The 20,137-nt window shown below is 66.5% G+C and carries 14 protein-coding genes; 5 read left to right on the forward strand and 9 right to left on the reverse strand.

All coding sequences use genetic code 11. The features are described 5' to 3' along the window. The first annotated feature begins 409 nt into the window (after positions 1 to 409). From K1X74_00120 to K1X74_00130, 3 genes are all read left to right on the forward strand, one after another. Positions 410 to 1,372, forward strand: coding sequence for a GDP-L-fucose synthase (locus tag K1X74_00120; protein ID MBX7164723.1), 963 nt, complete (start codon positions 410 to 412; stop codon positions 1,370 to 1,372). A gap of 76 nt (positions 1,373 to 1,448) precedes the next feature. Beyond that, positions 1,449 to 2,225 carry a glycosyltransferase gene (locus tag K1X74_00125; protein ID MBX7164724.1) on the forward strand — a complete coding sequence of 259 codons (777 nt, stop codon included), beginning with the start codon at positions 1,449 to 1,451 and terminating at the stop codon, positions 2,223 to 2,225. 171 nt (positions 2,226 to 2,396) lie between these two features. Then, entirely contained in the window at positions 2,397 to 3,986 is a 1,590-nt protein-coding gene (locus tag K1X74_00130) for an undecaprenyl/decaprenyl-phosphate alpha-N-acetylglucosaminyl 1-phosphate transferase (GenBank protein MBX7164725.1), read from the forward strand. 10 nt (positions 3,987 to 3,996) lie between these two features. On the opposite strand, the gene K1X74_00135 is transcribed toward K1X74_00130, so the two are convergent. Beyond that, the gene (locus K1X74_00135; protein ID MBX7164726.1) at positions 3,997 to 8,172 is read right to left on the reverse strand and encodes an amidohydrolase family protein; all 4,176 of its coding nucleotides are present in this window, start codon (positions 8,170 to 8,172) and stop codon (positions 3,997 to 3,999) included. Positions 8,173 to 8,417: 245 nt separating this feature from the next. On the opposite strand from K1X74_00135, the gene K1X74_00140 reads away from it, so the two are divergent. Both K1X74_00140 and K1X74_00145 read left to right on the forward strand, forming a co-directional pair. Next, positions 8,418 to 9,464 (forward strand): endonuclease V, encoded by a 1,047-nt coding sequence (locus K1X74_00140; protein MBX7164727.1) that lies wholly within the window; start codon positions 8,418 to 8,420, stop codon positions 9,462 to 9,464. Beyond that, positions 9,461 to 10,036 (forward strand): hypothetical protein, encoded by a 576-nt coding sequence (locus K1X74_00145; GenBank protein ID MBX7164728.1) that lies wholly within the window; start codon positions 9,461 to 9,463, stop codon positions 10,034 to 10,036. Before K1X74_00140 ends, K1X74_00145 begins: the two co-directional genes overlap by 4 nt. Before the next feature lie 36 nt (positions 10,037 to 10,072). Here the strand turns inward: K1X74_00145 and K1X74_00150 are convergent, their stop codons facing one another. The 8 genes from K1X74_00150 to gmd all read right to left on the reverse strand — a co-directional run bounded on the left by K1X74_00150 (position 10,073) and on the right by gmd (position 20,068). After that, positions 10,073 to 12,268 (reverse strand): methyltransferase domain-containing protein, encoded by a 2,196-nt coding sequence (locus K1X74_00150; protein ID MBX7164729.1) that lies wholly within the window; start codon positions 12,266 to 12,268, stop codon positions 10,073 to 10,075. A gap of 33 nt (positions 12,269 to 12,301) precedes the next feature. Continuing rightward, positions 12,302 to 12,697, reverse strand: a complete 396-nt coding sequence (locus K1X74_00155; protein MBX7164730.1) for a hypothetical protein — start codon at positions 12,695 to 12,697, stop codon at positions 12,302 to 12,304. A 23-nt stretch (positions 12,698 to 12,720) separates the two neighbouring features. Further along, positions 12,721 to 15,204, reverse strand: a complete 2,484-nt coding sequence (locus K1X74_00160; protein MBX7164731.1) for a glycosyltransferase — start codon at positions 15,202 to 15,204, stop codon at positions 12,721 to 12,723. A gap of 21 nt (positions 15,205 to 15,225) precedes the next feature. Then, complete coding sequence (locus K1X74_00165) at positions 15,226 to 15,453, reverse strand: hypothetical protein (protein ID MBX7164732.1); 228 nt, start codon at positions 15,451 to 15,453, stop codon at positions 15,226 to 15,228. A gap of 69 nt (positions 15,454 to 15,522) precedes the next feature. Next, the gene (locus tag K1X74_00170) at positions 15,523 to 16,530 is read right to left on the reverse strand and encodes an FkbM family methyltransferase (protein ID MBX7164733.1); all 1,008 of its coding nucleotides are present in this window, start codon (positions 16,528 to 16,530) and stop codon (positions 15,523 to 15,525) included. A gap of 270 nt (positions 16,531 to 16,800) precedes the next feature. Continuing rightward, positions 16,801 to 17,796, reverse strand: coding sequence for a GDP-mannose 4,6-dehydratase (locus tag K1X74_00175; GenBank protein MBX7164734.1), 996 nt, complete (start codon positions 17,794 to 17,796; stop codon positions 16,801 to 16,803). A 134-nt stretch (positions 17,797 to 17,930) separates the two neighbouring features. Next, positions 17,931 to 19,034 (reverse strand): hypothetical protein, encoded by a 1,104-nt coding sequence (locus tag K1X74_00180; protein MBX7164735.1) that lies wholly within the window; start codon positions 19,032 to 19,034, stop codon positions 17,931 to 17,933. A gap of 38 nt (positions 19,035 to 19,072) precedes the next feature. Continuing rightward, positions 19,073 to 20,068: a GDP-mannose 4,6-dehydratase gene (gene gmd, locus K1X74_00185; protein MBX7164736.1), complete on the reverse strand. Its 996-nt coding sequence runs from the start codon at positions 20,066 to 20,068 to the stop codon at positions 19,073 to 19,075. Positions 20,069 to 20,137: the final 69 nt, after the last annotated feature.

Consider the following 20,137-nt stretch of genomic DNA (forward strand, 5'->3'; position numbering starts at 1 on the left):
GCGCGACGAGCTCGAGCGTCATCAGCTTAGCGCCGCCGTTGACTCCGCCGGGCTGCAACCGGCTCAAGTCGATCGCCACGCGCCGGATCGTTGCCGCGGCGTCGAGCAGGCCCGCGGCATGTGGCGGCGCCGGGCCGTCGTGCGGCTCGTGCACGGCGGCGGCAGCACGCCACGCGGATTTCCGTTCCTGGGGTTCCATGCCTGATGCGGCGTCCAAGGGTGCGTCGCGCAGATCTCGCTGGCCCTGCGTCAGGCGCGGCACAGGCCCCAACCTAATCGCCTGGCGCGGCTTGCGGCCAGACCAATCGGCCGTGCTAGCACCCAGGGCAGGCAGCCAACTGGTCTTACTCGTTGCGGCCTGCGCGCAGTAGGCTTTCGCCCCGGGGCCGTTCGCCAGCGAGTAACACACATGGGATGCCTGTACTCCCGACGGATCGTCGTGACCGGTGGCGCCGGTTTCCTGGGCCAGCACGTCTGCCAGGCTCTGGAGCGCTTCGATCCGGCCGAAATCGTCGTCCCGCGCAAGCGCGATTTCGATCTGCGCGACAAGGCCGACATCGAGCGGCTGCTGGCCCGGTCTCGACCCGAGGTGATCATCCACCTGGCCGGCACCGTTGGCGGTATCGGGGCCAATCGCCGCAACCCCGGCACTTACTTCTACGACAACGCCATCATGGGCATTCAGCTCATGGAGTCGGCCCGCCGCGCGCAGGTCGAGAAGTTCGTCACCATCGGCACGATCTGCTCGTATCCCAAGCACACGCCGGTGCCGTTCCACGAGGACGATCTCTGGAACGGCTACCCCGAGGAGACGAACGCGCCGTACGGCCTGGCCAAGAAGATGCTGCTGGTCCAAGGACAGGCCTATCGCCAGCAATATGGCTTCAATGCCATCACGTTGCTGCCCGTGAACCTTTACGGCCCGCACGATAATTTCGACCCGGACTCGAGCCATGTGATTCCCGCGCTGATCCGCAAGGTGCTCGAGGCCCAACAGCAGGGACGCACGGAAATCAGCGTCTGGGGCTCGGGCAGCGCCTCGCGCGAATTCCTGTTCGTGCGCGACGCCGCCGAGGCGATCACGCTGGCCGCCGATCGCTACGACGCGCCCGAACCGGTGAATATCGGCGCGGGCGCCGAGATCTCGATTCGCGCGCTCGCCGAATTGATCTGCGAGCTGAGCCGCTTCGAAGGTCGGCTCGTTTGGGACACCTCGCAGCCCGACGGGCAACCTCGCCGGTCGCTCGACACGACTCGGGCGCGCGCGCTGTTTGGCTTTCGCGCGACGACCGATCTCCGTAGCGGACTGCGGCAAACGATCGATTGGTACCGCAGCTGGCGGCACGAGCAGAAACTGCGCCGCGCGGCGTAGAGCCCTGGCCGCAGGCCGCGAACGGGGACATCGATCCCGGCAGGCAGTCGGCCCGAAGCGAGGAGCTGGCAACCAGATGGCCACGGTCGGTACGGTGACCAACGCGGGCGGGCGCCGGCTGTCAGGTACGGCGCACCCGCGCCCGCGCGTCTCGATCATCACGGCCACGTTCAATGCCCGGGGCATGCTGCCGGCGACCTTGGCCAGCGTCGCGGCGCAAACGCTCGAGGCCAAGGAATACTTGGTTCTCGACGGCGGCTCGCGCGACGGAACGCTCGAGGTGCTCGCCGCGCAGTCCGCAAAAATTGACCTTTGGCAATGCGAGCCTGACCGGGGCATCTACGACGCGCTGAACAAAGGTGTCGCGGCGGCGCGTGGCGAATGGCTGCTGTTTCTCGGCGCGGGCGACACGCTCGCGGCACCCGACGTGCTGGAACGTGCCCTGGAAGCCGCGCCGCCTGGCAGCAAGCTGATCTATGGCGACGTCTTGATCGGCGCGGCACGGCGCCTCTACGGCGGTCGTTTTTCCCGGCTGCGAATCGCACGGCAAAACATCTGCCATCAGGCCATCCTCTACCATCGCGAGTTGTTCGCGCGCTGGGGCGGATACGACCTGCAGTATCGCGTGTGGGCCGATTGGGCGTTCAACTTGAGGGCCTTTGCCGCGGACGACGTCCGGCCGCATTACCTGGGCCTGACCGTGGCCTGCTACGACGACGGCGGGTTCAGCAGCAGCCGGCAAGACGCGCAGTTCCTGGCCGATGCGCCGGCGTTAATCCGCCCCTTGGGACGCGCGAGCCTGGCCGTGTACGGCGCCAAGCAAATCGCCCGGCGGCTCTTGGGCCGAAGCTAGCGGATCGCCACACCGCGGCCTGGCTGCTAGCAAGTCGCGGCCCCCCGCGCGACACGCGATTGGACATTGCGTCAATCGCGCGAGAGCCTACAATACGCCGCCCCTGGCGTGCCGATGGATCCGGCGCGCCGTGGTTCGCGACTGCACCGGTCGTCAAGGAAGATCGCCGCGATGCCCTCGCCTTGGACGCGCTTTCTCGTAGCCTTTCTCTGCGCTTTGGTGCTGACGCCGGTTGCCCGGGCCCTCGCTCAACGCCTGGGGGCCATCGATCAGCCCGACGGTAAGCGCAAGATTCATGAGCGACCCGTACCGCTGTTCGGCGGTGTGGCCGTATACCTGTCGTTGGTCGTCGGCCTGTGGGTCACCACGGGAGGCATCTTTGCCGCCGGCGACGAGCTCACACGGCTCTCCAGCGTGATCGTCGTCGTGGCCGGGATGGTCTGCCTGATCGGCTGCATCGACGATCTCTGGGACCTGCCCGCACGCTTCAAGTTGCTGCTGCAAATCGCCGCGTCATCGATCGTCGTCCTGGCCGGCTATTGGGTCGATCGCGTCGTGGTGTTCGGCTACCCGATCGAATTGGGCTACCTGGGCATTCCGCTCACGATTGCCTGGCTGGTCGGATGCATCAACGCGCTCAACCTGCTCGACGGCATGGACGGCCTGGCGAGCGTCGTCGGGCTGACCACGGCCATCATGATGGCCCTGGTCGCGACGATCAGCGGATACCCGCACGTGGCGATGATCGCCTTGGTCCTGGCCGGCGCCCTGGCTGGCTTTCTCGTCTTCAATCTGCCGCCGGCCAGCATCTATCTCGGCGACTCGGGCAGCATGGTCATCGGCCTCGTGGCCGGGATCCTGGGCGTACAGGCCTCGCTGAAGACCACGGCCACGCTCTCGATCACTGCGCCGGCCGTGATCATGAGCATCCCGATGCTCGATATCGTGCTCGCTGTCGTTCGGCGCAAGCTTTCGGGCCAGCGGTTCGATACGGCCGATCGCGGACACATTCATCACCGTCTGCTCGACCGTGGCCTGAGCAACTGGCAAGCGCTCTGTCTGATCGGAGCACTATGCCTGCTGATGGGCACCGCGGCCACGGCCTCGACGATTTTTCACAGCGATGCGCTTGCCTGGATCACGGCGCTTACGCTCGTGGCCTTGATGTTCATCACGCGGCTGTTCGGCCATCACGAGCTGTCGCTGGTCAAACTGACCGTGGCGCAGATGCTCGCCGCGCGGGTCGGCCGCTGGGCCGCGGCGCACCGTTCTTCGGGCGTGGTCACCCGGCGCTCGAGCCTGGCCAGCGAGCCGTTTGAACGCGTCTGGTCGCAATTGGTCGACGAGCTGCGGCACTTCCGCGTCGAGCGCATCGAGTTGCGGCTCGATCAGCCGCATGCACCCAGTATCCTCCGGCACATCTGGCGCACCGGGACCAGCGGCGAAAACACCGCCATCACGACCTCGCCGCCGACCGAGTTGCAAGGCCGCATCGCCGGCGAAGCGGTCCGTGCCGAAACGGCCCGCGCGATGCGCCAGTGGAACCTGGCCATGGGCTTTGCCACCGAGGCGGGAGGCCGCTGCCAGATCGCCGTCAGCGGGCCCGAGTCGACGCAGCCCGAGCCGGTTGACATGTTGCTGCTTTCGAGCCAGTTGAAGCTCTACGGGCAGCATTGGGCGCTGCAACCCGACGACATTCCCTGGCCCGGCGCGCCGGTCGGTGTGCGTCCGGCCCAGGTTCCCGGCTCGAAGGCCGCCTAGAGCGCGGCGCTCACTGGCTCGCCGCGTCGCCTGCGCCGCTGGCCGGCGAACCGCCGGGCTGCCCCACGCCGAGCATCCGCTGGCCCGAGCGCACCTGGCGCAGCCGTTCCTGATAGCGTGCATAAAGCTGAGTGTGTTTGCTCGTCGGCGCCAGGGGCTTGCCGCCGATGAACAACCACTTGACGTCCGTGCCGGGCTGCAACGGGTTGCCGTCGGTGATGATCAGGTTGGCCAGCTTGCCCACCTCGAGCGAGCCGAGCTTGTCGGCCGCACCGAGAATCTGGGCCGGGTACAGCGTCACCGCCTTCAAGCCTTCGGCCTCGGGCAGGCCGTAGGCCACGGCCATCGCCGCCTGGTAGGGCAAGTTGCGGGCCGCTGTGCCCGAGCCTGGCCCGTTCTCGACGGCCTTAATGCAGAAGGGAATACCCGCCTCGTGCAACCGCGCGGCGTTGGCGTACGGCGCGTCGTAAGGATCGAATTCGCCGCCGGGCAATTGCATGCTCGGCCCCAGGATCACGGGCACTCCGGCGGCCTTGATCGCCGCCGCACATTTCCAGGCCTCCTGCGCATCGGCCAGGATCCACTTCAACTTCAAACCCTGCGCGAACTCGATCGCGGCGAGGATGTCGCCGTGTAGATCGGCGTGAATCACGACGGGCCGCTCGCCGTGGGCGTATGGAATCAGCGCGGCCAGCGGCGGATCGGGCACCGGCGGCAACTGGCCCGCGGCCGCGGCCTGCTTGACCAACTCGTCGTATTGCAAGGAGCGCGTGAATTGCTCGCGCAACGCCTCGATCTGCTTCGACGCTTCTTGCTGCTCGTCGGACTTCTGCCCGACGCTCCCGGGCTTGTACAAGCCCGACGGGAAATTGACGTGCAGCGCCAACGGATCGACGACGGCCATCTCCGGCGGAATCCACCCGGCCAGGTTCATCAGCACGCTCTGCCCGCTGATGCGGCCGCCAGTCGGCTGTGTGAGCACCGTCAGAACGCCATTGGCGCGCGTGACGGGAATCAGCTCGCTGTCGGGGTGCACGGCGATCGACGCCCGCAGGTCGGCGTTGAATTCGCCGCCCTCGGCATAGTCGTGGGTCTCTTCGATCGAGCCGATTTCGACCAACCCCAACGCGCCGCCTGCATTGATCATGCCCGGGTAGATCGACAGGCCGGCCAGGTCGATTTCGACGGCGTCGCTGGGTGCTTGATATTCAGCGCCGGCGATGGCCTCGATCTTGCCGCCGGCCACGACCAGGGTGCCATGCTCGACCGGTTCGCCGACCACGGGCACGATCGTCGCATTGCGCAGCACGTAACGGCCCGAACCGCTTTCGGCGATCTGCACCTGGCGCTTGCGCAGCTCGTCGGCGGCCACGGGCAACGGCCGGCTGCCATCGGCCCGGGGCGCGCGGCGTTCGAAATACACCTCGCCGTCGACGAGCGTCATTTCGCATCGCGAAAAAGCATTGAGCGGATGCCCGTTGAAGATTGCCAGATCGGCATCCTTGCCCACCTCGATCGAGCCGATGCGTTGTTCGATCCCCAGTTGCTTGGCCACGTTGATCGTGATCAAGGCCAGGCACTGCTGCTCGCTCATCTGTCCATACTTGAGCATCTTGGCCGCGTCTTGATACATGTGGCGACCCAGCTCGTTGTCGTCGCTCTTCAAGGTCACGGCGTTGACGCCGGCCTCTTCGAGCAAGGCGGCGCAATAGGGAATCGCGTCGTAGGCCTCGATCTTGTAGGCCCACCAGTCGGCGAAGGCCGAGCAACTCGCGCCATGCGCGGCGATTTCGGGGGCCACCTTGTATCCTTCGAGCACGTGCTGCAGCGATTGCACGCGCACGCCATAACTCTCGGTCAGCCGCAACAGCATCAGGATCTCGTCGGCCCGATAACAGTGGCAATGGATCCGCAACTTGCCGTCGAGAATATCGGCCAACGCTTCGAGCCGCAGGTCGCGCCGCGGTTCGGCGACTTGCTCGCCGCGGCTACGGGCCATGGCATATTGCTCCCAGACGCGGCGATACATCCGCCCCTCGTCAAACGAACGGCGGATCGTCGATTCGACGCCCAGCCGCGTGTCGGGATAGCGCGTCGCCCCGCGTTTGGGGTTTTCGCCCAGGGCAAACTTCACGCCCCGGGGAGCGTCGCGGACGATCAGCTCGCGGCCCGGCCGTCCCCAGCGGAGCTTGATCACGGCGTGCTGCCCACCGATCGCGTTGGCCGAACCGTGGAGCACGCGCACGCACGTCACGCCGCCGGCCAGCTCGCGATAAATCTGCAAGTCGTCCCCGTTGATCACGTCGGCAATCGAAACCTCGGGCGTGACCGACAGCGTCATCTCGTTGATGCCGCGGGTAATCGCAAAATGCACGTGCGGGTCGAGAATGCCCGGCATCACATACAGCCCCGTGCCGTCGACGACGTGCAGCCCCTCGGGCACCGCAACATCCGGCCCGACGGCCTCGATGCGGCCGTTGCGCACGACGATCGTCGCCTTGGGCAAGGTGCCGTTGGTGACCGTCAAGACCGTGGCGTCGCGAATCACGACGTTGCCGCCGGTCGCGAACGACGGCTTCCGATCGGCCTCGATTTCCGTGGCATAGGGTTCCTCCTCGGCCGGCTTGGCGGCGGTGTCTTGCGCTGCGGCCGGCTGGTCCTCGGCGGGCTTGTCCGGCGCAGACTTGTCGTCGGGCCTCTGCTCGGCGGCGGGCTCGGCCGGCTTGTCGCCTGCCGGCGGCGATTCGGCTTTGTCTTTCTCCGCCGCGGCCGGCGGCGCGTTGTATTCGAAGCGTTCGGAGTCGACGAACACGTAACGCAGTTTGGTCTTCTCAGCCTCGAGCGGTCCGTCGAAGGCCACTGCATGGGCCGCGTAACCCGGCGCGAGCTTGCCCAATCGCTGCTCGACGCCCAACACCTCGGCCGAGGCCGTCGTCAACGCGGCGAGCGCCGCGTCGGGCGCCAGGCCCTGTTCGATGGCCGCGCGCAGGTGCGTCGTAAACGCACCGGGCTTCTTGTGGCCGGCCGAGCTGAAGCAGAATTTCACGCCGGCCTTGGACAGGGCGGCCGCGCAGCCGACGGCTTCGCGCCACAGCCGCTGACGTTCGGTCAGCACGCGGGGCGACTCGGGCACCTTGGGTTTGTCCCCATCTTTGCCCGCCTTCGGCTTGGCCGGCTGGTCCGGCTCTTCTTTCAACTCCTTGAGACGAGCCTCGATGCGGCGCTTGATCGCCGGCGGCAGGTCGGGGCGTTTGAGCCCTTCTTCGAGCTGCTCGACCGTGTAGTCGGCGAACATCGCGTCGGCGGCCGGCTTACCGCTGCCTTGCCGCGGCTCCTCGGGAAAATCGATCTGCAGCACGACGGGTATCTTGGCTGCCGCCAACCGATCGGCCGAGCGCCACGCCTCTCGGCCGCCGACGATGACGGGCCGCACGCCGAATTCGTTCGCCAGGTCGAGCGCCCGATCGATTTCGTCCCGGGTGTCGGCTTGCCAGAATACGGGCAGCTCATGTCGCTGCGCCGCGCGCAAGGCGGCCAGCGTCGGGTCGAGCGGCGGCCGTCGTCCGCCGCGCTCCTCGAAGTAGCGCCAGGCGTCGTCATATTGTTGCGCGTCGATCATTGCCTGCCGCAGATGCGCGACGCAGCCCATCAGCGTCGAGGGATAACTGCGCCCGCCGCCCGGCACGGTCAGGTTGATGTGCAGGGCGACCGGCGATTCGAGCACGATCTCGCGCCGCGGCAGTCCGCTGGTGCTCACCAGAGCGCTTTGCCCCGTGGCGATACCCCCTTGGGGCGCGGCGACGACGGCCGTGAACCCAGCCTCGCGAAAGCCGCCCGCGGCGGCTTCATCCAGCGTCAAAGCCTCGGTCGCGAGAAACTCCGGCGTCAGCCCATTGCGGTTGTCGGGCGGCGTCGCGGCCATTGCAAAGCTGGTGTAGTCGATCGGCCGGCCCGCACCCGTGTGCGAGCGGTTGGCCCCCTGGTCGATGCCCGCATAAGTGAGTCCATCGAGAAAACCGGGATAGACGATCAAACCCTCGCCGGCGATCCGCTCGGCATCGGCCGGCACCTGCACATCGGCCTGCGGCCCGAGGCGCTCGATGATGCCATCGCGCAAGACGATCGTGCCCCCTTCGATCTTCTGGCCAGGCTCGGGCACCAATGTCGCGCCAACGATGGCAAACACGCTGGGACGAAATCCCGGGGTCCGGGTCGCCGGGGCAGCGGCATGGAGACTGGGGCCAAGTGTTCCGCCGATGGGCAGTAGAATCGAAGCCCCCGTGACAGCCAGCAAATACCAACGCGGATTGAGCATCGCGAATCGACCCCATGCGAGTACGGAAACCCGAGGTTGCGTCTCGGCAACCCGGTGAATTTCAGGCAAAATCATCGTAGCACACCGGCCCACGGTCCACCGGAAGCCCCTGCAGGATGCCTCGCATTGCCGCTTTGCGGCCGCCCGTTCCTCGACTTGCCACGGCCCTGGCCGATCTGGTCGCCCAGGTGCCCGCCGGCCGTGTCACGACCTTTGGTGCGCTGGCCCGGGCATTGGGCGATCGTGCAGCCACGGTTTGGGTGGCGTCGCATGCGGCCCCGCTGCGGCGCAGCCTGACGGCCCCCTGGCACCGCATCGTCAAAGCCGGCGGCCTGCTCCCTGACCAGGATCCCAAGCTGCGCGATGCGCACGCGCAGATCTTGCGCGCCGAGGGGACGCAACCGATCGACCAGCAGGTCGATCTGGCGCGGTACGAGTTTGCGGCCTTCCGCTCGCCGCAGCCGCTCTTGCAATTGCGGAAAGCTCAAGAGCAGCTTCGCGCCCGGCAAGCGTTGGATACCTGGTGCGGGCAGCCCCGACAGGTCGGCGGAGTCGACGTTTCTTACCGCGGCAATCTTGCCGTGGCGGCGTACACCCTGGTCGATGTCCGCTCGGACGAGCTGCTCTGGTCGACCGTCGCCCGCCGCCCGGTCGAGTTCCCCTACATCCCGGGCTACCTGTCGTTTCGCGAACTGCCCGTGCTGCTCGAACTGTTGCGCGAAGTGCAGCGCGCCGGCCGGCTCGCCGAGGTCCTGCTGGTCGATGGTGCGGGCATTCTGCACCCGCGGCGGATGGGAATCGCCGCGCATCTGGGCACGCTCCTCGACTGGCCGACGATCGGCGTGGCCAAGAGCCTGCTGCATGGGCGGCTCCACGGCGCGCCGGCCGGCGGGCGGCTGGTGCCAGGCCGTTACTACGCCGTAACGATCGACGACGAACCGCTCGGTTGGGCCGTCGCGCCGCGCGCTGGCGACCGGCAACCGCTCTACTTGTCGCCTGGACAATACGTTGGGCTCGACACCGCGCGGCGCATTGTCGCGCCGCTGTTGACTGGACGCAGGCTGCCGGAACCGCTTTACTGGGCCGATCGGCTCAGCCGTCAGGCGGCCCGCGACGGCGCCGACGCAGAGCACGGTTCCCCACGCCAGCGGAGCCCGCGATGAATTTTCTCTCACGGATGTTGCAGAACTGGTTGTTCGGCGAAAACCCGACCGAGAACTGGGCTGTCGATCCGCGGCTCGTGCCGGCCGTCGATCTCGACCGCCTGTCACTGAACAACGTCAAGGTCAACGAATCGGCCGCAGCACTCGCCGGACTGGGCCCGGCCGAGTGTTTTGAGTTCAACGACTGGTTCAACGTGAGCTATCCTTCGCGCGGCCTGCAATTGCGGCTGCGCAACGGTCTGCTCGATGAGTTCCAAGTCGTCTGGGACGGCGAAACCGCGTCGGTCGCGCGGCTGGAAAATTTCGTTCCCTATTCCGGCGCCATCCTGGCCCACGGCATGCCGGCCCCGATCAACGGCCAACTCGATGTGGACAACTGGCTGAGGATCTACCCCAATCCGGACGACGACTCGGCGGCCGACGTGCACGACAATCCGGCGGATCAAGGCGGCCTGGAACGCATGCTCGAATACTATTTCGAGCGAAAGGCATTCGGCTGGGAAGTGCTATTCAACTCGCAGGGCAAACTGGCCGCGATCTCCGTGGCTTATTACGGCGAACACGGTGAATAGCTCGGAGCCCCATCGCCACCGGGGCCCATGGCGCGCCTAGGCCGCGGCGCGTTGGTCCTCGCCCGCGGGCGAGCACAGACTCCCCTCCGGCAGCTCGCGATACGGCAACAGCGCCGCGACCCGTTCGGCCAGATCGCTGTGCCCGTGAGCGAGTTCCCGTTCGACGATCAGCAGCAGCCGTTCGCCGTGGCTGCCGGATTGAATCTCCGGACGTACCGGTTCGGCCGTCGTTTGCGCGCACTCGATCGCGGCGGCAACCGCCGGCAGATGCGCGATCAAGGCTCTGAGACCGAGTGGGGTGTAATGCCGGATGCGCTGCACGTGGTCGACGAGGTTTTCCGTCTCGGCCGAGGGTACCGAAAGCACCAGCCGCCCGCCGGGCCGCAGACCGTGCCAGAGCTGCGCGACCAGGCGTCGATCGTCGGCCGCGTACTCGCACACGCCGTGAGCGACGATCAAGTCGAATTGCCCGCTCGGCATCTCCCAGGTGCCGGCCGACGCGCAAACGTAGTCGATCCGCCCGTCGGACCAAGTGCGGCGGGCCTCGTCAATGGCCAAGGTCGCCGGATCGACGGCCGTGACTTCGACATCGGCCAGCTGCGCTAGGAGGTAGCTGCCGAAGCCCGTCCCGCAGCCGAAATCGAGCACGCGCCGTCTCGGCTCGGCGAGCTGCGCGGCGAAGGCGTACCGCTGCGTGAACTCCGGCGCGATTTCGCCGATCCGCTGGCCGACCCAGCGCTCGCTGGCGCGCACCGGGTCGGCTTCGACCGCCGACGCCGTGTCCGCCGGCAACTCGCCGTCGAGCGCCAACCGGGCCACGGCTTCCTGGTGCGAATAGTTCTGAAAGGCCAGTTGGTTATAGCGCCGTTGCAAAGCCACGTAGCGTTCGGCCACCTCGGGCAGGAGTTCGGTAAAGGGCGCCCAGGGGCCCTCCGGCGTGCGCGCGGCGCAGGTCGCCTGTTGCAGGCGGTCAACCAGCGCCGCCGTATCGCCCGGCGCGATCAGGTAATGAAACGCGATGTAGTGCAGCAGTCGATCGCGCAGCATCTGATCGACGCGAAAGGCCGGTGCAGCATCGAGCAGGCCCGTCCATTGGCGCGGCTCGTTCAGGTCGAGCGTCAAGCCACGTCCGGCATAATAGGGGCGGCCGCACGCGATCACCGGCCGATCGAGCAACAGCGCTTCGAGCCCGACATTCGAAGAGTGTACGCACACCGCGTCCGCGCGCTCGAGCAGACGGTGAATACCCACGTTGCGCACGACGTGAAAGTTGGGTCGCTCGAGCTCGGCATCGCCCGCGACGCTGGCATAAGGGTGTGATTTGAACACCACCTGCCAGTCGTCAGGCAACTGGTCGCGCACCCAATGAACCAGATCGGAATAGCTGGCAAAACCGCCGAGCCCGTTGAACACATTGGCGTCCGAGGGCACCTGGCCGGGGAAGAACAGCAGCTTCTTGCCCGGTTGCAGCCGCGCCTGCAGACGCTCCCATTCGTCGGGATTGGTGGGTTGTGGGTATTTCGAGACGCCCCCCTTGATCAGCCGGGCTCGAAAGCGGTCGAGGCGATGTTGTTCCGCTGCGGTGAGCGGCGTCGCGGCCACGCGCGGCCAGTCGCGCTCGAGCAGATTCTGGCGCCAGTAGAAGTGCATGCCTACCGGGTCCAGCAGGATGTTACCCGGGAAGAAGGCGCTTTCGCTGACCAGCGTCGGCACGCCCTGCAACCGGCATTTGGCATAGACCAGTTTGGAAAGCGGCTCGCTCGTGTGCGGCACAATCGCGAAATCCGGCCGCAGCGCCGCCAACAGTTGCTCGGCGCGCCACGCAAACCCGCGATAGCGCTGATAATGGAACGAATCAAGAAACAGCCAGTTGCGATCGACGGGCAAACCCGCGACGAATGACTCGTGAATCGTCAGGCGGCCGAAGTCGAGATCGTCGCCGCAGAGCTGGCGATATTGTTCCCGCGTCAGCCGCGGAATGCTCTGTGTGCCCTGGTCGCTGAGCGTGAGCACGGCGACGTCCGCGTCGCTGATTTCCTCGAGCGGGAACACCGCCTGAAACGAAAAGAAAACCACGGTCACACGGCAACCGGCGCGGTGCAGCGTGTAGATCAGCGGCCGCGCCTGCCCGAGCAATCCCGGGTAGCTCATCAAGAATACGACGACGTGTTTGCCGGCGAGCGGCGTATGCGCATCGCGCGCAGCGGCTACCGGCTCGCGGCCTTGTACCATGAGCACGCACCTTCAACGGCCAAGAGGCAGCCCTCAAGCGGCCTGGGCCTGCCGCGGCCGGGGCTCGCGCCCCGCCGACTCGCGCCCGGCCTCGTCCCGTTGCCCCATGTGCTGGTCGAGTGTTTCGACGATCAGGTCGACGCGCCGCTGCAGCCGGATCAACTCGCGCAACACGCTATCGAGCACGACCTCGTTTTCGTACGGGTCGCGCTCGCGAATGAATTCCAGCCGGCGGCCCAAGGTGCCAATGTGGTGCAATAGTTCTTCGCGCACGTTGCTCAGATGCGCCAGTTCGTAGACGCACGATTCGGTGTTCACCTCGCGGATCACGCCCGCCATCACGCCGGCCAGGTGCGCGTCGACGCGGCGGACCAGCGGTCGCAGCAGCCTGCGCAGCAATTGCTTCAGGTGACTGAGAATCGCATTCATGTTGCCGTCCCCTCGTTGGCAATTCAGGCCGCGGCTTGCAGCCGCATCGATACTCCCGACATCAACCGCGCCGGCGTGCGGGCCGTCGTGCCGATTGTCCGGTCGATCAACTCCTGGAACTTTCCGCTGACGTACTGCCAATGGTGAAACCGCGCGACGTGCGCACGGGCCGCTTGGACCAGCGCCGCTCGCCGCTGCGCATCGCCGGCCAGGTCGACCACCGCATCGCGAAAATTCTTGGCGAACAAAGCGTCGAACCGGACCTTGCAGACGACGCCCTCGGGCAGGCTGGCAAAGCCCTCGACGTCGTTCACGATCGTGGGGATGCCTGCGCCCAACAGCCACAACAACGTGGTCATGGCTTCGCCCTCGATCGGTGGGCGCTGGACGTGCAAAGCCAGGTCGGCCAGGTCGATCAACTCGCGCCACGTGGCCGCCGCCGGCGAGGCGATCTGATGGACACGATCTTCCAGGCCCAGCCCGGCAAACTTGCGGCGCACGGCCGGGTTCTCGCCCGCATGCCCCATGAGGAACAGCACGCTGCGCGGATTATGTGCCACCAAGGCGGCAAAGGCCTCGGCCCGTTCGTTGGTCAGGCACGCCTCGCTTCGATCGCTGAATGCCAACACGACAAACGCATCGGCCGCCAGAGCATAGCGCGCCCGCAGCTCGCCACGCCTTGCGGCATTGCTCGCCGGAGGTTCGTAGCCGCTGGGAATGACCGCCATCCGATCGGCCAGATGGGGATAGGCACCCTGTGCGCGGGCCAGTTGCCAGGCGTCGGGCAGCACTACCTTGTCGGCCTGGTCGAACACGGGCCGATTGAAGAACCATCCCTGTTCGCTGCTGGCAAGTCGCAAGGCGCTATGCCGGTTGCGCGCGTCGCCCTTAGGCAGCGAGGCCGCGAGCGACTGCTGCTGCGCCAGGTGGGGAAACAAGCCCTTGCTGAGCGCGCCGAGCCGGTCGGCCGTGCCCGCCGCCGATCCCGCCAGATTGAAGTCGTGCAACACGGCGATACCGCCGTAGCGCAGCAGGCTTTCGTAGGCGAATTCGTGCAGGCCGTCGTCGGCCAGGTGATGAATCACAGCATCGTAGTTGGCCAGGGAAGCCAGCCGACGGAACAAGCGATAGTCGTGGCAAGCAAACTCGCCGCAGGCCAGGCTGAGCATCGGCAAGCAGTCCGAGTCGTGAAACACGTCGATGGCATAATGCTCGGCCAAGGCCATCAGCCAATCAGCCGCATACACCGCTGCGGGCGAATTTTGCGGTGGCAGCGCCGCGAACACGGCGACTCTGCGCTTGGAGCGGTGCGAGAAAGCATGCGCGGCGCGACGCCGAGACTCGTGGGCCCGAAAGGCGTCAATCGCCAGATCCGCGGTGCGCTCCCAGGTGAACTGGCGGGCAAAGGCCGGGCCCTGCTGACGCAGCCGCTGCTGAAGTGAGCGATCATCGAGCACCATCGTCACTTTGGCGGCGATGTCGGCGGCGTCCCAGGTATCGCACAACAGGCCGGCGTCGCCCACGACTTCGACTTGCGAAGAGTTGTTGCCGGCGACCACCGCGGCGCCGCACAGCATCGCCTCGACGATCGGAAACCCGAAGCCTTCGTAATGCGACGGAAACACGAAGGCCTCGCTCCGCTGGTAGAGCGTGCGAATCACCTCGTCCGGCTGGAAATTGGTCAAGACCAGTTGCCGATCTACGCCGCGTTGTGCCGCGTAGGCTCGGGTCGAGGCGACGTCTTCGGCGCGCATGTGCATGGTCAGCACGAGTTGATGCCGCTCGCGCAGCCGCGCCGGCAGCAAGCCGAAGGCATCGATCAGTCCATGCAGGTTTTTCCGCCAATCGACGCCGCTGAGGTTGAAAATGTACGGCCGATCGATCCCCAGGCTCGCCAGCAGGGCGCGCTGCTCCTCGGGCATCGGGTGATGGCGATCCGGTTGCCAGAAGCGGTGGTCGCAACCGGCGTCGATGGCGACCGCGCGCCGCGGATCGATGTCGAGCACCGCCTCACAGTCGAGCTTGGTGGTCGTCGAATTGGTCAGCACGAGATCGTACTGGCGCAGTCGATTCATCGCGTGGTGAAACACCGCGCGGGCATCGGCATGCGGCAGATACTTGTCCGGAAACAGCCCCGGGATCAGGTCGTGGCACAGCACGCCCAGCGACAGCGAATTGACCGGCCGCTGCGGCAGCTTCCAGCCGCGATAGCTCTCCATCGGGCTGAGCACGAGAAACAAATCGAGCTGCTGCGGGTTGGCGTCCACAACGCGCTGGGGCACGACGCACAGCGAGCCGCCGCCCGGATCACTGTCAAGCGTGACGATCCGTGCCCGATCTGCCTGTTCGAGTTCCGTGTGTTCGAAGCCGTCGTAATAGTAGAGCACGTACTCGTTTTGCCGGTCGCGTCGCAGCAGCGCGGAGACGAAGTTCAGCACATAGCGCCCGATGCCGCGCTTGCGCGACGATGGGGACTGTTCGCCGAACATGTCGATGCCGATGCGCATGTTGCCGCTCGCTCTCCGCGCTTAGACTCGCTTGCGGATGATCCGTCCCCTCGACGTGCACCCTTCGCCGGCCATCCGGAGCTGCCCAGGGACCTTGCTCGTGTGCAGCGGCCTATCGACCAGGTGATTGGCGCGGCCACGGGCCGATTCAACCTCGAGCGGCTCGACCCGGAGCTCCTGCGCGCAGTGTGAGCCCTCGGTCAGCGGGCCGGCCAGGCGACTGCGGATATCCGGTTGGAACTGCAACATCGGACGCACGTGCACCGGGTCAAGTTGGTGGAAGCGGCGCCGCCTTCGAGTGCGGCACGGGCAGCCTGCTTACGCGGCCAGTCGACGCACTGCCTGCTCGCCGTGCTGGAACACGATCAGGGCCGGCGCCGGCACCGCGCCTACGTGGCGATTGCTCAGCAGGAACAGTCCCATGTCCGGCGAGAGATCAGTGTTGTTCACCAGCTCGAACATGCCGTCCAGACGGCGCACGCACTCTTCGCTGAACCTACGATAGGTGCTGTGGCGCTCGCCGACGATATAGCGCACGCGGCTGAGCACCTCCAAGGGTGCCTTGCCGAGAATGTCGAACTCGTAACCCTCGCAATCGAGCTTAAGGATGTCGACCACGCTCAGGTGATGTTGCGCCATCACTTGTTCGAGCGTCAGGAACTCGGGCGTCCAATCGTCGATCACGACGTCGATGCCGCGCGCGCGCCAATGTTCGACGACTCGCGCCGCCTCGCTGCGCGGGATCAACGTGTTGCCGCCCGAATTGTTCAGCACGCGCGTGAACACCAGGTCGGCCGGCGTATATCCACAGGCTGCGTTATGGACGAAGGCGTTCGGCAACGTGCCGACGTTCAATCGGGTGATGGCCGCATTCAGCGGATGCGCCTCGATCGACACGATTTGCAGTTGCGGCTGGCGGTGCTGGAGGAAGCACGAGAACGAGCCGATGTGTGAGCCCACGTCGACCAGCGTCCGCGCCGCCGGCAATTCGAGCTGGTCGAGAAAATACTCGTGTTGCACGGTACGGGCGATGTTGTCGTCGTTGCCCGTGTAGCGCACGACCAGGTGAACGCCGTTGCAGTCGAAATGCCGCAACGGTTCGGCGCTGGAGACCAGCACTCCCTCGCGCAGCAGCGTGCGAATGCGATGCCGGGCCATGGTGCTCAAGCCGTAGCAACGCGGCCGCAGCAACTCGACGGCCTCGGCGATCGAACGGCTGGCTTCGGCCAGCGGGGCCACGAGCGCGGCCGTAGCCGGGTCGAGCCGGCGATGTCCTCGGTGAACCGCCGGCGAAACAATGACGTGATGGGCTTCGTTCATGGCCACGGTCGGGGTCTCCTTGGAAACGCTCGTGTCGCCACCGGCCGACCGACGGCGGTCCGGCGCGGCATTCCTCTGGGCCGGCTGCTGGCAGCACGGAAATGTCGACAACGACTCGGGCCTAGGTATCGGCCGTACGACGTCGAGCACTCGACAGAATCGTCAAAATCGGAAAAGTTTGACGCGCCGAGCAACCAGCGCTAGCAACGCTGGCAGAGAGAGTAGGCGCCGCGAAGGTAGAGGGTGCGCCGCTCGCGAAGAAGGGCGCGGCGCTCGCTAGCTGTGTACGGTGAGCAACTCGCCCGTGGCCCCCGCGGCGACGCGGGCCAGATCGGCCTGGACCATTTCGACCACCAGCTCGCGGAAGCTGATGCGCGGCTCCCAGCCCAGTTCGCGGCGGATCTTGGCCGGGTCGGCCCGGAGCACGGCCACCTCCGCCGGACGGTAGAACCGTGGGTCGACCACGACGTGATTGCGCCAGTCGAGATCGGCTGCCTCGAAGGCGATCTGCACGAACTCCTCGACGCTGTGCGTTTCGCCCGAGCCGATCACGAATTCGTCGGCCACGTCGTGCTGCAGCATCAGCCACATCGCGCGAACATAGTCGGCCGCATGGCCCCAATCGCGCTGTGCTTCGAGATTTCCGAGCCGCAGCTCGGTCTCGAGCCCGTGCTTGATCCGGGCCACTCCCTGGGTGATCTTGCGGGTCACGAACTCGTGTCCGCGACGGGGCGATTCGTGATTGAACAGAATGCCCGAGCAGGCGAAGAGGTGAAAGCTCTCGCGGTAGTTGATCGTCAGGTAATGGGCATAGGCCTTGGCCGCGCCGTCGGGGCTGCGCGGATACAGCGGCGTCGTTTCGCGCTGCGGCGTGCCCAGCACGCGGCCATACATGTCGCTCGATCCGGCCAGGAAGAACCGCGCCGCCGGCTCGACCAGCCGCACGGCCTCGAGCAGCCGCGCGGTCCCCATCGCCGTTACTTCGCCGGTCACGAGCGGCTGTTGCCAACTGACCGGCACAAAGCTCTGGGCGGCCAGGTGATAGATCTCGTGTGGCCGCACGCGTTCGATCACGCTCACCAGCGAGGCCAGGTCGAGCAGATCGCCCGGCTCGAGCGTCACGCGGTCGAGAAGATGTGCGATCCGCTCGTGCCGCGGAGTACTCGAGCGGCGTACCAGGCCATGTACCTCGTAGCCTTGTTCGAGCAACCACTCGGACAGGTAGGAGCCGTCTTGACCTGTGATCCCGGTGATGAGCGCCGTGCGGGCCATCGGGTGCCTCTTGCAAAAGATGTGCGGCGGTGAGGCGGGCGGTTATACGAGCGTCGTCGGAAACGCGTCAACCCGAGGACGCGCCGCGACACCGTTCGCGCGGCTCGTGGTCCGAGAAATGCGGTGATCGACCGCTAAGCGACCCGCGGGAGCAGCGCTGGCGATGCTGTCTCTGCTTGAGTCGCAGCTGCGCGCAGCAGCAGCGAATTCCAAAGCTGCGCGGCAAACGACGGTGGCACCACCGCTCGCTCCTGTGCTGGTGCGCGGCGCCGCGTGGCGGGCGATTGCATCAGGTGCTCCAGCTCGCTGACCAGGCGCCCCAGCGCGGCCGCATTCGGTTGCGCATCGGGTTGTGCGCACAACTCGACCACCACCTGGTCGGCGTGTACGCCGTCGGCGAGGCGATAGGCGTCCGCCGACGAGCCGTCCGCGTCGATTGTCGGCAAGGGCAGAAACACCACGTCGCACAGCCGCAGCAACGTGCGATATTCGACTTCGCTGAGCTGGCCGGTGACGATGGTCGCTGCCTGAGCGCCGGTCGCCGCCGGATCGCTCGGCGCGGTACCGCCGAGCAAGAGTTGCACGGGATAACCACGCTCGCTCAACGTGGCCGCGACGGCGCGTACCACGGCGGTTGCCTGCGGAGTGTCATAGTTGCCGAACGCGGCGAACAAATACGACGAGATCGGCAATTGAAACCGCCGGCGCAACTCGGCCGAGAGATCGACTTCGGGCAAGCCGGTCTCGGGGGGCGCAATCCGCACGACGCGCGGGCAGCCGTGCAAGAAAGCCTGCGTGCGATGATCGCCCACGACGGTCGCCAGGCTGCGCTGGGCGAGCGCCGCGGCGAGAGCGCCGCAACCCGGCGGCGGAACGGCGCCCCCCTCGCACAAAGCCGCGGGCAGTTCGTCGCCCGGCAGCTCGCCAGGCCAGCCGCCGACCAGCGGCGATTCCTCGGAAGGCACGACCAGGATGCCCGGCCGCTGCCAGGCCCAGGCGGCGATCCGGCGGACGTCGCTCCAGGCGCCGTCGAGATAGTAGACCGGCAATGCGCCTTGGCCCACTTCGGCACGGTAGCGCGACAGGGGCAGCCAGGTCCCCTCGTCGCTACGGCCGCGCGGGCGGTCGCCATACCAGGTTACCGAGACGGCCGCGGGCAGGTGGCTCAAGGGTGCGACCAGCGCGGGCAAGACCTCGGCCCTGCGCCCTTGCCGAGGCATCAGACATTCGACGTCCAACGCGAACTCCTCTTACGGCGTGCGAACCGCGTCCGCCATCAGGCGGCGCGGCGGTACCGCTCGCCGGCATCCACCGTGAGCGCTGCCAGGTCCGCCTCGACCATCCGCACGACCAGTTCCTCGAAGCCGACCTGCGGCTGCCAGCCCAGACGCTGCCGGGCCTTCGTCGGGTCGGACAAGAGCAGGTCGACTTCCGCGGGCCGGTAGAACCGCGGATCGACCACCACGTATTGTCGCCAATCGAGCCCAAGGTGATCGAACGCGATCTCGACGAATTCCTCGACGCTGTGCGTTTCACCGGTGCCGATGACAAAGTCTTCCGGCTCCGACTGCTGCAACATCAGCCACATCGCGCGCACGTAGTCACCCGCATAACCCCAGTCGCGGCGGGCCTGCAGATTGCCCAGCCGCAGTTCGCTGTCGAGCCCGAGCTTGATCCGCGCCACGGCGTGCGAAATCTTCCGCGTGACGAACTCCAGCCCGCGCCGCGGCGATTCGTGGTTGAACAAAATGCCCGAGCAGGCATACAGGTTGTAGCTTTCGCGGTAATTGATCGTGAGATAGTGTCCGAAGACCTTCGAGACGCCGTACGGGCTGCGCGGATAGAGCGGGGTCATCTCGCGCTGGGGCGACTCGACCACCTTGCCGAACATCTCGCTCGAGCTGGCCTGGTAGAAGCGGATGCCCGGATCGACGATGCGAATGGCTTCGAGCATCCGGGCCACGCCCAGCGCCGTGCATTCGGCCGTCAGCAGCGGCTCTTGCCAGCTCGTCGGCACGAAGCTTTGCGCCGCGAGGTTATAGACCTCGCTGGGCCGCACGTCGCGCAGCAAGCGGATCAACGAAGAGAGATCGAGCAGGTCGGCCGGGTGCAGCAGCAACCGCTCTTGCAGGTGCGCGATGCGTTCCAGCGAGCAGGTGCTCGTGCGTCGCACGGCCCCGTGCACGCGGTAACCGTGATCGAGCAGAAACTCGGCCAGGTATGAGCCGTCCTGCCCGGTAATACCCGTGATAAGTGCGGTGCGCGGCGTCATCGGAGATTGCTAGCTTCCGTGCTGGTGCCCCGTGGTTGCTCCGGGCCGAAACCGATCGACCGGCGGCTC

The sequence above is a fragment of the Pirellulales bacterium genome, assembly GCA_019694435.1.
Lineage (GTDB): Bacteria > Planctomycetota > Planctomycetia > Pirellulales > JAEUIK01 > JAIBBZ01.

Excerpts from the sequence above, each read along its gene's own strand:
- K1X74_00145 (MBX7164728.1), top strand. The coding sequence starts at position 9,461 with ATGAATTTTCTCTCACGGATGTTGCAGAACTGGTTGTTCGGCGAAAAC.
- K1X74_00175 (MBX7164734.1), bottom strand. The coding sequence starts at position 17,796 with ATGGCCCGCACGGCGCTCATCACCGGGATCACAGGTCAAGACGGCTCC.
- K1X74_00160 (MBX7164731.1), bottom strand. The coding sequence starts at position 15,204 with ATGCGCATCGGCATCGACATGTTCGGCGAACAGTCCCCATCGTCGCGC.
- gmd (MBX7164736.1), bottom strand. The coding sequence starts at position 20,068 with ATGACGCCGCGCACCGCACTTATCACGGGTATTACCGGGCAGGACGGC.
- K1X74_00150 (MBX7164729.1), bottom strand. The coding sequence starts at position 12,268 with ATGGTACAAGGCCGCGAGCCGGTAGCCGCTGCGCGCGATGCGCATACG.
- K1X74_00125 (MBX7164724.1), top strand. The coding sequence starts at position 1,449 with ATGGCCACGGTCGGTACGGTGACCAACGCGGGCGGGCGCCGGCTGTCA.
- K1X74_00155 (MBX7164730.1), bottom strand. The coding sequence starts at position 12,697 with ATGAATGCGATTCTCAGTCACCTGAAGCAATTGCTGCGCAGGCTGCTG.
- K1X74_00140 (MBX7164727.1), top strand. The coding sequence starts at position 8,418 with ATGCCTCGCATTGCCGCTTTGCGGCCGCCCGTTCCTCGACTTGCCACG.
- K1X74_00130 (MBX7164725.1), top strand. The coding sequence starts at position 2,397 with ATGCCCTCGCCTTGGACGCGCTTTCTCGTAGCCTTTCTCTGCGCTTTG.
- K1X74_00165 (MBX7164732.1), bottom strand. The coding sequence starts at position 15,453 with ATGTTGCAGTTCCAACCGGATATCCGCAGTCGCCTGGCCGGCCCGCTG.
- K1X74_00120 (MBX7164723.1), top strand. The coding sequence starts at position 410 with ATGGGATGCCTGTACTCCCGACGGATCGTCGTGACCGGTGGCGCCGGT.